This window comes from Treponema sp. B152, assembly GCF_024181665.1.
GTDB lineage: Bacteria > Spirochaetota > Spirochaetia > Treponematales > Treponemataceae > Treponema_B > Treponema_B denticola.
Genome location: NZ_CP058668.1, coordinates 407,903 through 421,423, shown reverse-complemented (window position 1 = coordinate 421,423; position 13,521 = coordinate 407,903). Strand labels below are relative to the sequence as shown.

The window sequence follows — 13,521 nt, the reverse complement described above, 5'->3', positions numbered from 1 at the left end:
CCTTAATTATCAGAATTATTCCTTTTTTTAGCACTATATTCGATACCTTTTTCGGCACATTTATATTCATCCATAAACCAATTATACACGGCCGTCAACCGTGAAGAAAAAGCTCTTTTTACTCTGCCGCCTATAAAAGGTATTGTAGGAAATTTTGCGGTACTTAAACAATGGATTAAAATATAATCATCAAAATCATATACAGCTAAAGATAAAGCCATCGCATCAGGCTGGAGAGAAATAAGACTCATATCCGGATGTGTAATCTTCTGTGTATTTACACATATCATACCAATATCACTGCCTTCTTTTAGATATCGGTATTTATAAATAAAATCTCCGAAGGTTGCATCGATGTGCCGGGCAAGAATTTCCGAGCCGTCAAAGTCCTCATTTAAAGGATCATCTATACGCTCATAAACAAGGCCGTCTGAAGTTTTTACTTCTTTTACTGCATGTGATGTCAGATAAAGAGTCCTCATTTCCTGATAAGTGTTTGAAAAGTATTCAATACCTTCAAGACCGGAAATATGACGCAATATTTTAGACACATCAGGATTATTGGGGCCTTCTTTTTTGTACAAAGATATAAACTCACCTAAAAAAACAGGCTTTTTTTTCGACAATAAAGAAGTCATTTTTTTCGAAAGAGCTGAAACGGGCAGCATTTCGGGGTTCATGTTTGAAGCCCCGTATTTTAACTTAAGTATTTCTTTTTTTTGAACAAGCTCGGCTGCTACCTTTGGATCAAGAATGTCTGAGAGCCTCTGCTCAATATTGCGTGCATCTACGCCGTTATCTGAAAAAATCGGGAACAGGCAGACTGCAAAAAATATGAATAGCGTTTTAATTTTTTTCATAAAAAACTCCCATAAAAACTTTTTGTAGCAAATAGCAATTTGCGAAAAAAGTTTTTTCACGCAGTTTGTTTACAAACTGCATACAATAATGCGACGTTTGCCGAAAGGCAAACTCGGCAGATAAACAGTGAGGCTGAATTTCTGCCGAACTGTTTATCACACCCCCTAAAATTCATGGCTTTCCTCTGCGAGGATTGAGTCCGCCTGCTATACTTATATACCTTTATAGAACACACGAACCTGCTTATATAAACCATCTCCCTCACTTTTGGTTTCAATATCGTTTACGGCATTTAAGGTTGTGTGTATAATTCTGCGCTCATAGGGATTAAGAGGCTCTAAAAGCTGAGATTTCTTTGTCATGCGGACCTTATCGGCTACATCATAAGCCATTCGGATAAGCAGCTCCTCTCTTCTTATTCTATAGCTTTCACAATCTACCGACACCCTGGCATAGGCATGGCCTATGGTACCGGCATATACATTTGCCAAAAGCTGTATAGAGTCAAGATTTTTACCCTTCTTACCTATAAGCATGGCAGCATCTTTAGAGTTAATTCTATAAGAAAAATGTTTTTTATCGCAAGCGATTAATGAAACGGAGCAGTCATAACCTATTTTTTCAACGAGGGTCTGAATAAAGAGCCTTGTCTTTTCCGCTCCTTCCGAAACATCTTCAGAGGTTCTTAAATCCTTATCTTCTTTAAGGGTTTGCTCTTCTTCAGCCTGTTCGGAATTATTTCTCATGTTGGTCCTTAAAGACTCATCAACATGCACCCTTATCTTTGCATGACCTTTTTTAAACAAAGAATTTTTTTGAATTTCTAAAATTTCAACATCAAACTGATCTTTTTCAAGACCGAGCTTAGCTACCGCAATATCGATAGCCTCCCTCTCCGTCTTTCCTTCAAATTCATATATCATATCTATTCTCCCATAAAAACTTTTTGCAAGGATTATCAAATCATGAAAAAAGTTTTTTCCGTGCTTTTGCAACGAAGTGAAAAAGCACATATAATAATACGATGTTTGCCTGAAAGGCAAACTCGAAGATAAACAGCGAGGCAGAATTCCTGCCGAACTGTTTATCTCATCTCCTAGTACTAAAATAATTATCCTTTATTTCTTCATGGACTTATTGATTATAAGCTGCTGTAAAAGCATCAAAATATTGGAAAAGGTCCAGAACAATAAGAGCCCCGAAGGAGCATTATAAAAAAGAAAGAAGAAGAACAAAGGCATAAAATAAATCATTATCTTCATAGAAGGATTTTGCTGAGACTGCCCCGGAGTTTGCGTCAACTTACCATGCAAAAGCTGAGAAGCGGTATAAATGATGGGAAGCAATCTTAAATCCGTCCAATTTAAAAACGGAATAGTAAAACCGAATTTCAAAATACTGTCACCCACCGACAGGTCAGGAATCCAGCCGGGAATAAAACTTGCCCCTCTAAATTCGAAATAATTATTGAATAATCCGAACATCGCAAACAAGAACGGAAGCTGAATAAGAAGAGGCAGACATCCTGATGCAGGGTTATAACCTGCTTCTTTATAGAACTTGACCATCTCTGCGTTGAGCTTTTGAGGATTATTTTTGTACTTTTGCTGCAGCTCATTAATCTGAGGCTGAAGCTCCTGCATACGCTTTGTAGCTTCCGAGCTTTTTTTGGTAAGCGGGAAAAAGATGATGCGCATTAAAAGAGTAAGTAATAGAAGGGCTACACCCCAGTTAGGAATAATTTTATAAAAAATTTCCATCACGAATTTTAAAACTCTTTCCAAGGGAGCTAAAAAGCCGCTTGATGCAGCAAGGCTGTCTATTCTTAAATTTTCGTAACCGTAATTATTGGCTGCTGCAGAATTATAAGAGTTTAATATCTTTTCGGAACTCGGTCCTATGTAGACCCTGTATTGGTCATAGGCTGCATTTCCCACAATCGGTTGGCGTGAAATAAAAAATTGGGAATTGTGAAGTTTTGCTCCTTCTTCCTTTATCCCTGAAAAAAACATCTTTTGAATGGGATCTTTGGGTATAATGATAAAGGAAAAGTACTTGCCTGAAACGCTTACCCATGAAGCTAAATCGTTTACAGCCTTTGTTTTTCCGTCTGTAATACTTCGATCTTCCTTTTTCTTTTCATTTGCAAAATAAGAAAGGGCTCTGTATTCGTATTTATCGTTTACCTTATCCCATTCAGGGCCGATCTGAGGAGCACTTCGTAAAGTATAAGCACTATCCCCGAAAGAAAGTCCCCTCATTCCCTCTTTTCCGTCAATAGTAACCTCAAGGGTAAACATATAATCGCCGGGGATAAAGGTATAGCGTTTTGCAAGAGTAAAAACGGTTTCCGAACCGTCCGTATTTTTTAGCTTTATGTCCCGATAAAAGCCTATCTGCTTTCGCCCGTCGGAAAGACTTTCTTCTTTTACATTAAAAAGTAAATCGACAGCTTGAGCATCATAACCGCCTAAAGCCAAAGAAAGAGCCCTGTTCCTTTCGGTAACATTTTCTATCATTTCAACACGCTCATCGCTTCCTGCTGAAGCATGTTCCTTTAATTTATAAGAAATAATATCTCCGCCCTTGTTTGTAAAAACAGCACGAATAATATCGGTCTCAATAACGTAGGTTTGTTCTCTTGAAGGATAGTCCGAATCTGCAACAGCCTCAATCATCAAATTAGAAATTTGATTTGAAGAAGTTTGAACGGCATTTTCAGATGAAGTCGGATTTTGCCCCTGAGCCTGAGCAACAGGTTTTTGGGGAACATTATATTCGGTAGGGAAGTATTTTTGCTGGATATACAGCCACCCTCCGAAAACAAGCATTGATAGCACAACGGCCAAAACAGTATTTTTTTTCAATTATAACTCCAATAAAAACTTTTTGCAGCAAATATCAATTTGCGAAAAAAGTTTTTTCAAGTAGTTTTGCTTTTGCAAAACTACATACAATAATGCGATGTTTTGTGCTTTGCACAAAACTCGAAGATAAACAGTGAGGCAGTATTTCTACCGAGCTGTTTATCATAACTCTTATAGGTTAATCATTTTAAGGAACAGGATCGTATCCTCCCTTACAAAAAGGATTACACCTCAAAATCCTAAGTAAAGCCATACCGGTACCTTTAAATGGGCCGTATTTTTTTATGCTTTCGATAGCATACTGCGAGCAAGTAGGTTCATACCTGCAGCTAGGCGGGAAATGAGGAGAAATAGCCTTTTGATAAAAGATTATACAAGCACACAAAAAACTTACTAAAAGTTTTCTCATAAAGCCTCATCATTATACATTTTCGCTTTTAAAAAGAGGGCGGTAAGTTGTTCTAAACGAAGAGAATAAGAATCCTTTTCTGAAAAAACCAGCAGGATAATGTCGTTTCCCGTTTTTAACCTATGTTTTATATGTCTATAGGCTTCTTTTGATATTCTCCGAGACCTGTTCCGCATCACTGCGGAACCGAAACCTCGTCGAAAAGTACATAAGAATCGATTGTACTCCAATCCATTAGGCAGGATTAACAAACTAACTCCGTTTAAGCTAAGTTTAAGACCTTTTTGAAATACGGCCTTAATACATGACCGATCCCTTAACCGTTCTTCACCGGAAAATGTAAAATTACTCACTCAAGAGAAACTTAGAACGGTTTTTTTTCGTCGGAAGCTGAAAGCTTGCGTCTGCCCTTTGCTCTGCGGCGGCTTAAAACAGCCCTTCCGCCCTTTGTTTTCATAAGTGCACGGAATCCGAAGCGTCGAACCCGTTTTGTTTTACTTGGTTGATATGTCCGTTTCATAAACTAGACTCCTTATATTATAGAGCGGGAAACCCCGCTCAAAGATTTCAATACAATCCTGTTAAGGACAATACACATTAAAGATTGTGGATTATATCAATAAAAGGGATAAAAGTCAAGAGTGCTGAATATTCTAATATTTTAAAATATCGTAGTATTGACTTTTTCTTAAAAGCAGGCTTTTTAACATCTAGCACATAAAATAAAAATATGGTAAAATTAAAGACAGATTTTTTGGCAGGAATACATACTGCAAAAAAAAGGAGATAGTATGACTAAAAGAAAAATTTTGGTTACCGGTTCACTCGGACAGATCGGAAGTGAATTGGTTATGTTTTTAAGAAAAGAGTACGGAAACGACAATGTTATAGCTTCCGATATCGAAAAAAAAGATGTACCCAAGGTTATCGGAAGCGGCCCCTTTGAAAAGCTCGATGTCCTTGACGGCAAAAAAACTCTTGAGGTTTGCAAAAAATATAAGGTCAACACGATAATCCACCTTGCAGCCCTTCTTTCAGCCGTTGCCGAAAAAAATCCTCAATTAGCCTATCAGATTAACCTTACAGGTTTACATAATATGTTGGAACTTGCACGAGAACAAAAATATTCTCTTTTTGTGCCCAGCTCAATCGCAGCCTTCGGCCCCTCGACTCCTGCCGATAAGACTCCGCAGGACACAATCCAGAGGCCTACCTCAATGTACGGTGTTACAAAGGTTGCCGGAGAACTTTTGTGCGATTACTATCACCAAAAATTCGGCGTAGACACAAGAGGTGTACGCTTCCCCGGCCTTATCTCCTATGAGGCTCTCCCCGGCGGCGGAACAACCGACTATGCCGTTCATATCTACTATGAAGCCTTAAAAAAAGGAGCCTATACTTCCTTTATCAAAAAAGGAACCCTTATGGACATGATGTACATGCCCGATGCATTAAACGCTATCTTTAAACTTCTTGAGGCAGATCCTGCAAAATTAAAACACAGAAACGCCTTTAATATCACGGCTATGAGCTTTGCTCCCGAAACGATAGCTGCAGAAATCAAAAAGCATATACCCAAATTTAAGATGAGCTATGATGTCGATCCAGTACGTCAGGCTATAGCAGATTCTTGGCCTAACTCCCTCGATGATTCTTGTGCCAAAAAGGAATGGGGTTGGAAGCCCAAGTACACCCTTGAAAGCATGACAAAGGATATGCTCGAAAAATTGAGCGAAAAACTCGGAATCGAGCTTCCGAATGCAAAACCTGCCGCAGTAAAGGTAAGCACAGCTAAGGCTCCTGCCGCTAAAAAACCGGCAAAGTCTGCGAAGCCTACTAAAACAGTGAAGCCGGCAGAAAAGGCTCCCAAGGCAGCAGCAAAGAAACCGGCAGCCAAACCTTCCAAGGGAACTGCAAAAAAGAAGTAAACCTTGACTTTTAAAAAAATAGTTTTTTAAAAGAACTTTAGGAGGGCTATGAAAGAAGCGGAATTTTGGAAAAAAGAATCTTCTTTTTTAGAAAATGAAGACGATAAAATACGCTGCCTTTTATGCCCTCACAGATGTCTTATAAAAGAGGGGCAAAGCTCCCGATGCCTTAGCCGCAAAAACATAGGCGGAAAACTTTACAGCTTAAACTACGGCAAGGTATTGGGAGCAGCCCTCGACCCCATCGAAAAAAAGCCCCTATATCATTTTTATCCTTCTACTTATATCTTCTCGGTAGGAACCTTCGGCTGTAACTTTGACTGCCTCTTTTGTCAAAACCATTCCCTCGTTCATTCCGTTCCAAAAAAAATAGAGGAGAAAACCAACAATTATCGGGATGAGGTCAGCCCCGAGGAGCTGATTGGGGCTGTTTTAAAAACGCCCTCTATCGGCATAGCTTTTACTTATAACGAGCCCACGGTTTGGTATGAGTATATAAAGGATGTCCTCCCGCTTGCAAAAGAAAAAGATTTAAAAACAGCGCTTGTAACAAACGGCTTTATCGAAGAAGAACCCTTACATAAAATTCTTCCGATGGTTGACGCAATGAATATCGATCTAAAGTCATTTTCCCCTCAGTTTTATACCAATGTCTGTAAGGGAAAAATAGAACCCGTAATAAACACTATAAAAAAAGCCGCCTCAGAAATTCATGTTGAAGTTACCTGCTTGGTTATTGAAGGATATAACAGCGGAGAAGATGAAATGGAAGCCCTCTCCCAAATGCTTGCAAAAATAAGACCGGATATACCCCTTCATATCTCGGCCTTCTACCCTGCCTACAAGATGAGGGATAAGGCCCCCACAAGGCCTGAAACAATCAGGCACCTATGTAAGACAGCCCAAAGAAATTTAAAATATGTTTATCCGGGGAATATTTAAGATTCTCTAAATTTTTTCTATCCAGCCTCTTTCAGCTCCTATCGAAGTATTGGAACCGTGCCCGGGATAAACGGCAGTGTCATCAGGCAAATTTAAAAGAGATTTTAGTGAAGCCTTCATCTTTTGATCGTCTCCGCCCAAAAGGTCTGTTCTTCCATGGGAGCGGTAAAAAAGAGTATCTCCCGAAAAGAGGACTTTTGCTTCCTCATTCCAAAAGCAAACCGAGCCTTCGGTATGCCCGGGAGTATATAAAACCTTAAAACCGTTTACAATATCTCCGTCTTTTAACAAGGCAGTAGGCTCCGGAAAATCGTATTTCAAAGCTTTTATATATCTTTCTGCACGGATTTGGCTAAAACATGCAATATGCTTTTCTTTTCCGTTTTTACCCAGATAGCCCGCATCTGCATGATGAATCCACAAAGAAGAATCGGGATATTTTAGCATAAGTTCGGGCACGCCGCCCACATGGTCAAAATGTCCGTGGGTAAGCATAATCTCGAGTCTTTCGGCATTTTTGTTTTTTAGGTATTCCATCAATTCCTCATCCGTGCCGCCCGGATCAACGAGGAGAACCGTTTTTTTATCCAAGGGAAGAGCCCAAGTCTTTACAAAAAGCGGGCCGGTATAAATCTCCGTAATTTCCATACCTTTTTTATACGGCAATTCGGCAAAAATGTCAATTGCGATGATAAGAAGAAGGAAGGCCTATTTCTTTGCGGTACTTATTTACCGTTCTTACGGCGATATCGATTCCGCGTTCTTTTAAGATTTGAGAAATACGGGCATCGGTTTTTTTTTCGGTATCCGATTCGATGATTTCTTGTATGGCTTTTTCTACAAAGTCTTTTGATAATCCGCCGCTTACTTCCGGCGAAAACAGGTCTTTAATTTCAAAGAGTCCCCACTCGCATCTTATATACTTTTGGTTTGAAACTCTCGAAACGGTAGAAGGGCTTAAGCCCACAATTTCTGCAATATCGATTTGTTTTAAGGGCTTTAAATAGCCTGCCTGCATTTTTTCACTCTCTCCTTCAGAGGACGGTTTGCAGGGGCGGCCTAAAAAAAAGGCCTCTTGAAAATTTACAAGGGCAGTTAAAACTTTTAATATCGTCTGATTGCGGTAGGCAAGCACATTCATAAAAAGAGCTGCCTTGTTTAAAAACTCCGAAGCCTCTTTTTTTTCTTCTTTTGAACCGGAATTTTTTATTCTTTCATATTCGGGCGAAATCTCCAAGGCAGGAACTTCCTCATCATTTATTATAATCTTAAGCTCGTTCCCTTCCCGTTTTATCTCGGCAATCGGCGTAATAAATTTTTCGCCGTCTCCTTTGCGTGAATAGGCAAGCCCCGGCTTAGGGTTTAAGGCTTTTATCAATTCTGCAAGTTCTTCCGCCGTTTCAAAATCCATATCGATTTTTTTTTGAGCAAGTTTTTTTATAAAAAGTTTTAAATCTGAAACAAAGACAAGAACTTCATAGTGTTCTTTTATTATCTTTACGCAAAGAGAATGTATGGTTTTATAAATATCAAGGATTTCATGCGTTTTGGGCGACTCGCAAAGAATTCCCGCCTGCACAATAAGAGATTCTTTAAAACCGGAACAGGCACAGCCTATCGGTTCAAACCGCCTGACAATATTAAGGGCTTTTTTTATTTCCGCATGGTTTATTTTTTTTTCGGCAAGCAGGTCTGCAAAGAGTTCTTCAAGAGGAACCCAATAAAAACCGTTTTGATCCAAATTTTGAATTATGAGCATTGCCGCATCTAAAACATACTCGTCCGCAATCGATTCTCCTGCTTGTTCAATCAGATGAGCTTGAAGGGTTTTGCGGGAATCATCTTCGATGCTCTCCAAAAAACTTTGATGCTTATCCCCTTCCTCAGCGGAGGCGGCACTCACTCGGGAAGAGGTTTTAAAAACAAGGGCCGGATTCCGCTTTACTTCTTTTATTACCTCTTCCTGAAGTTCTTCGCTCGATAAATTAAGCAGGGCAACAGCATTCAACATTTGCTGGTTCATCACCATTTTTTGAGATAAAATCTGCTGCTGCCTTTGCTTTAATAACATCTAATTTTTACCTTAGAGCGTGCAGTTAAAATCCTTTACCAAGATGCCGGGAAGCGAAGCTCCTCCGGTGCTTCTGCTGCCGTAGGTGCCGGTGTTTGCAAAGATGCGGCTTTCCTTTGTTACGGCCAAAAGGTTTTCCCCGAACATATTGTACAAGGATTCGTCCCAACGCATATCGGCAATGGGGGCAACGATTTTTCCGTCTTCTACCCAAAGGCAGGCAAAACGGGTCATTCCCGTTACGCGGGCCGAGGAGGTATCGCTCCAGTTCAGGTAGTTAAAGTTTGAAATATAAATACCCGTACCCAGCTCTTTTACGGCATCAGCTTCGTTTAAGTTTCCCGTTCCGATAACTATTGAACGCATACTTTCGCTTAAAGGAGCACCATTGGATTTTACCCCGTACTGAGTTTCGGTTCTTAAACTGACCAAGGTATTTTTAAGCTTACCCTTTTCGATTATGCTTAATTTTTCGGGGGCCAGCTCTCCGTTTGAGTTAAAGGCAGGCTCAAGCCCAAGCGAAAAGTCCTGAGTCAAATTAAACTTATCGGAAAAATGCTCCCTTCCCTCTTTTAAGGCAAGATAGGCACTGGAGCCTTGCTGCATACTCCTTTCGCTAAAACCGTTCCATGAAAAAAAGTCGGTTACGTCAAGGAGGGCATCGGCACTTATAAATGCCTTGTATTTTCCGGGGGCTAATTTTTTTTGAGGCGTGTGTAAAACCTCCAAGCCCTTTCGAGCTTGCTCTATCTTTAGCTTATATTGAGCATCACTCCATTCCGTTCCCGAATAAAGAGATTTTATACCGCGCCCGTTTTCGAGCCAAACCGAATAATCCAAAACAAAGGTTTCGGTTTGAAACCAATGACTTGCCCCTGCGGAAGTTATAACCCCCTTACAAATAACGCCCTGAGAATAAAGCCCTGCAAAGTCAAGGCCTTTAACGGGAGACAAAATAGTTTCGGGTATCTTATCTTCGGGTAAAAGTTTTCCCGTGTATATTGCCGAAGAGGTTTGAGAGGCTTCCGGTATTGACTGGTACTTGTCTTCGGGCAAGAGCATTATAGAGTCTCTAGCTTCTTGAAGAGCCGCTGCAGCCATCCTCTTATCCTTTTCCATACTCATCTGAATACCGAAACGAAAATCATGGGTGCGGTTCTTTTTCCAAAAAGTGCAAGAAAAATAGCCTTGATCAACCATTCCGTTTTGGCGTACCTTAGCCTTGCTAAAACGCATAAAATAGCTCTTTTCGCCCGAAAAAGAAATCGAAATTTTTTCTCCCTCAAGCAGTTCCGAAAGCATAAAATCGGCAATCGATTCAAAATATTCTTTAAAACTCATTTTCATTTTCCGCCTCCAAAAACTTCTACATCAGAAAATGCGCATACAGGACTTGCGTGTCCTACACTGATAACCTGATTCGGTTCTCCCTTACCGCAGTTAGGCGTTCCGTAAACATGGAAAGTGGATTTGTCGCCTACGGCACAGAGGTTTCGCCAAAAGTTTTGAGATACGCCTCGGTAGTTCGGGTCGCGTACGGTTTTCGTAATTTTTCCGTTTTCAATTAATTGGCCGTATTCGCATCCGAATTGAAATTTATTGCGGTAATCGTCTATCGACCATGAGCGGTTAGATGTCATAATAATTCCTTTTTCGATTGAAGAAATTATTTGATCAAAGCTGCTGGTTCCAGGTTCAAGGTTTAGGTTTGCCATTCTGTCTATCGGCGGCCGGTTCCACGAGGTTGCCCTTTGATTTGCGACCATCTTGTCAGGCGGAACGGTTTTGCCTGCATAGAGGCGGCCTGCACTTTCGAGGCTTCCCAATCCGCAGACTAAAATTCCATCCTTGATTATAAAGGTTTTCTTTGCCTGAACTCCCGTCTGGTCGGCAGCAAAGGTGGCAAGCTGATATGGAATTGTAGGATCGTAGCAGATATTCATAAGCTTTGAGCCGTATTGGAAGCTTCCTATATCTTCAGGCTTTATAAAACTGCCGCCAGCAAAGTTTCTTTCATCGCCTAAAATGCGGTCAATTTCCAAGGGGTGGCCGACGCTTTCGTGAATTTGTAAAAGCATTTGGTCGGGCATAAGAACAAGGGTACGCCTGTCGGAAGGACAGGACTCGGCTCCCAAGAGCTCTATTACTTCATTCCCTACTCTTTTGGCTTCTACCTTGGATTTGGCAAAGTTTAAAAACTCATAGCCTCCCTGAAAGGTACGGGCACCTGCGCCGTTATAAGTTCGCCTTTGAATTATGTCCCCTCGGCGGGCAGCGGCACCGAAACTTGAACCTATTGTGTAAAAATCTTGTAAGATTTTTGCACCTCCTGAACTTAAAAGCTCTATCACCTCTTCGCCTAAACTTACATAGGAATGAGTGTCAATAACCTCATCAGAAACTTTTAAAATATTGCATATTTCAAAAAGATAATCGAAAATTTCCGTTTTGGAAGGGCGGGTCTTTTTGCCCCTGAGAGTCTCGTATTTTAATTCCGTATACGGCCTGACATTTTTGTCAAAATCGGCAATTTTAAAGGCTGAAGCGGTTTTAGCGGCATTAAAGGCTTGGCAGGCAGCTTCGGCAGCCCCTTGAGGCGTCATATTTTGACTTGCCCCATAAGCAATATGCCCCTTATACAAGACCTCAACCATAAAACCCTGATCAACCGAATAACCGGAAGATTCAAAAGCTCCATCCTGAGCCGCAAAGAAGGTATCTCTTGTGCGGTGAATGCGTAAAGTTACAAGCTCCGCCTTAGGAACGGCGTTTTTTGCAGCTTCAAGCAGACTTTCCGATGTATAAATCATATTTCCCCCTAAATAATTACTAGGGATATTATATCAAAAAGAGGCAAATTTTGCAATTGAAAAAAAGAAAAACATACAGCAGGAATCTTTAACCTTATTATGGAGTTACAATAGAACCTAAAAATGCTTTTTACTCAAAGCTGTTCTTATCGGCGGCGCCGCTGACATCGACGGGGTATTTACCGTCAAAGCAGGCACAGCAAAAGCGGGTATTTGCTCCGGCATCTTTCATAGCTTTGAGCATACTTTCTTGGGATAGATAGACTAAGGAGTCTGCACCGATGTGTTCCCTGATTTCTTCAACCGATTTTTTGTGGGCGATGAGGTTTTCAGGGTCTCCCATATCTACACCCATAAAGCAGGAGTATCGTACCGGAGGAGAAGATATTCTGATGTGAACTTCTTTTGCACCCGCTCCCCTAAGCATTTTGATTAAGGGCCCCATGGTGCTTCCGCGGACAATACTGTCATCGACCACTACGATGCGTTTTCCTTCGACAGCTTCGGAAAGAACATTGAACTTCATCGCAACGCCTTGGTCACGCAATTTTTGGGTAGGTTGAATAAAGGTGCGCCCTATGTAGCGGTTTTTTGAAAAGCCCTCATCATAGGGAATACCCGATTCTTGGGAGTAGCCTATGGCTGCCGAACGGGACGAGTCGGGAATGGCTATAACTATATCGGCCTCAACGGGGGAGCTTTTTGCAAGCTCCTTTCCGAAATTTACACGGGATACGTGAACCGAAGCATTGTTCCAAACCGAGTCGGGGCGGGCAAAATAGACATACTCAAAAATACATGGAGAAAGAGGCTCCTTAGGCGGTATGCGCATACAAAGCTCGGCTCCGTTATCGACAAGCTTTAGAATCTCACCGGCTTTTACCTCAGTAACATCCCTACAGCCCAGCGTTAAAAGAGCACAAGATTCGCTTGCCGCAACCGATACACCATCCTGAAAACTTCCGACACAAAGAGGCCTGAATCCCCAAGGGTCTCTGGCTATGTAAATTCCTTCAACCGTTAAAACGGCAATCGAAAAAGCTCCTTCCCATTCTCTCATACATGAAGCTATACGCTCCGCCCAAGAATCGCCCTTGGCAGCGGCAAGCATCATAATCATAACTTCGGTATCGGAGGTAGAAGAAAGCCCCACCCCTCTTTCCAAAAGTTTTTGCCTTAAATGCGGGGCGTTTACAAGGTTTCCGTTATGAGCAAGGGCTATAGGCCCGTGCATTGTTTCTATATAAAAGGGCTGGATATTTCCAAAAGAAGAAGAACCTGTAGTCGAGTAGCGGGTGTGGCCGATGGCAGCATAACCTTGGAGATTCGATATATCGTGTTCGGTAAAAATGTTGGAAACAAGGCCCGGCTTTTTGAAGACTCGGATGTGCTTTCCGTTTGAAACAGCCATTCCGGCAGCTTCTTGTCCCCTATGCTGAAGAGAAAAAAGAGCATAAAAAACCGAGCGGGCAGCGTCATCCGGCCTGAAAGGCTGCCTTTCAGGATTTTCCGTCTTATAGGAGTTTGAATCCCAGACAGCGGCAATTCCGCATTCTTCCCCTAAACTCGATTTAAAAATATCATCCTTGCTCATTTTCTCAAATTCTCCTAAATCTAATCAAAAAACAACAAA

The 13,521-nt window shown here is 41.1% G+C and carries 13 protein-coding genes; 2 read left to right on the top strand and 11 right to left on the bottom strand.

Translation table 11 applies throughout. The features are described 5' to 3' along the window. Positions 1 to 2: 2 nt before the first annotated feature. The 6 genes from HYB91_RS01820 to rpmH all read right to left on the bottom strand — a co-directional run bounded on the left by HYB91_RS01820 (position 3) and on the right by rpmH (position 4,657). Positions 3 to 860, bottom strand: coding sequence for a DUF6675 family protein (locus HYB91_RS01820; RefSeq protein WP_002675866.1), 858 nt, complete (start codon positions 858 to 860; stop codon positions 3 to 5). Positions 861 to 1,073: 213 nt separating this feature from the next. After that, positions 1,074 to 1,784, bottom strand: coding sequence for an RNA-binding cell elongation regulator Jag/EloR (jag, locus tag HYB91_RS01815; protein WP_002675868.1), 711 nt, complete (start codon positions 1,782 to 1,784; stop codon positions 1,074 to 1,076). A gap of 195 nt (positions 1,785 to 1,979) precedes the next feature. After that, complete coding sequence (yidC, locus tag HYB91_RS01810; protein ID WP_002675869.1) at positions 1,980 to 3,728, bottom strand: membrane protein insertase YidC; 1,749 nt, start codon at positions 3,726 to 3,728, stop codon at positions 1,980 to 1,982. 187 nt (positions 3,729 to 3,915) lie between these two features. Then, complete coding sequence (gene yidD, locus HYB91_RS01805; protein ID WP_044909961.1) at positions 3,916 to 4,137, bottom strand: membrane protein insertion efficiency factor YidD; 222 nt, start codon at positions 4,135 to 4,137, stop codon at positions 3,916 to 3,918. After that, on the bottom strand, positions 4,134 to 4,490 hold the full coding sequence (gene rnpA, locus HYB91_RS01800) for a ribonuclease P protein component (RefSeq protein WP_010957225.1): 357 nt from the start codon (positions 4,488 to 4,490) through the stop codon (positions 4,134 to 4,136). Before rnpA ends, yidD begins: the two co-directional genes overlap by 4 nt. A gap of 11 nt (positions 4,491 to 4,501) precedes the next feature. Beyond that, positions 4,502 to 4,657: a 50S ribosomal protein L34 gene (gene rpmH, locus HYB91_RS01795; protein WP_002667651.1), complete on the bottom strand. Its 156-nt coding sequence runs from the start codon at positions 4,655 to 4,657 to the stop codon at positions 4,502 to 4,504. A 271-nt stretch (positions 4,658 to 4,928) separates the two neighbouring features. Between rpmH and HYB91_RS01790 the strand changes: the two genes are divergently transcribed. Both HYB91_RS01790 and amrS read left to right on the top strand, forming a co-directional pair. Then, entirely contained in the window at positions 4,929 to 6,065 is a 1,137-nt protein-coding gene (locus HYB91_RS01790) for an L-threonine 3-dehydrogenase (RefSeq protein ID WP_002675870.1), read from the top strand. Between the two features lie 48 nt (positions 6,066 to 6,113). Next, complete coding sequence (gene amrS / locus HYB91_RS01785; RefSeq protein ID WP_002675871.1) at positions 6,114 to 7,007, top strand: AmmeMemoRadiSam system radical SAM enzyme; 894 nt, start codon at positions 6,114 to 6,116, stop codon at positions 7,005 to 7,007. A gap of 6 nt (positions 7,008 to 7,013) precedes the next feature. On the opposite strand, the gene HYB91_RS01780 is transcribed toward amrS, so the two are convergent. The 5 genes from HYB91_RS01780 to purF form a co-directional block, all read right to left on the bottom strand. Beyond that, the gene (locus HYB91_RS01780) at positions 7,014 to 7,655 is read right to left on the bottom strand and encodes an MBL fold metallo-hydrolase (protein ID WP_002674140.1); all 642 of its coding nucleotides are present in this window, start codon (positions 7,653 to 7,655) and stop codon (positions 7,014 to 7,016) included. 31 nt (positions 7,656 to 7,686) lie between these two features. Next, complete coding sequence (gene rpoN / locus HYB91_RS01775) at positions 7,687 to 9,078, bottom strand: RNA polymerase factor sigma-54 (protein ID WP_002675872.1); 1,392 nt, start codon at positions 9,076 to 9,078, stop codon at positions 7,687 to 7,689. A gap of 12 nt (positions 9,079 to 9,090) precedes the next feature. Next, entirely contained in the window at positions 9,091 to 10,425 is a 1,335-nt protein-coding gene (locus HYB91_RS01770; RefSeq protein ID WP_002675873.1) for a TldD/PmbA family protein, read from the bottom strand. Continuing rightward, a complete protein-coding gene (locus HYB91_RS01765; protein ID WP_002675874.1) occupies positions 10,422 to 11,888 on the bottom strand; it encodes a TldD/PmbA family protein in 1,467 nt (488 codons plus the stop codon). Before HYB91_RS01765 ends, HYB91_RS01770 begins: the two co-directional genes overlap by 4 nt. Positions 11,889 to 12,018: 130 nt before the next feature. Next, positions 12,019 to 13,482 carry an amidophosphoribosyltransferase gene (gene purF / locus HYB91_RS01760; RefSeq protein WP_002675875.1) on the bottom strand — a complete coding sequence of 488 codons (1,464 nt, stop codon included), beginning with the start codon at positions 13,480 to 13,482 and terminating at the stop codon, positions 12,019 to 12,021. Positions 13,483 to 13,521 lie beyond the last annotated feature (39 nt).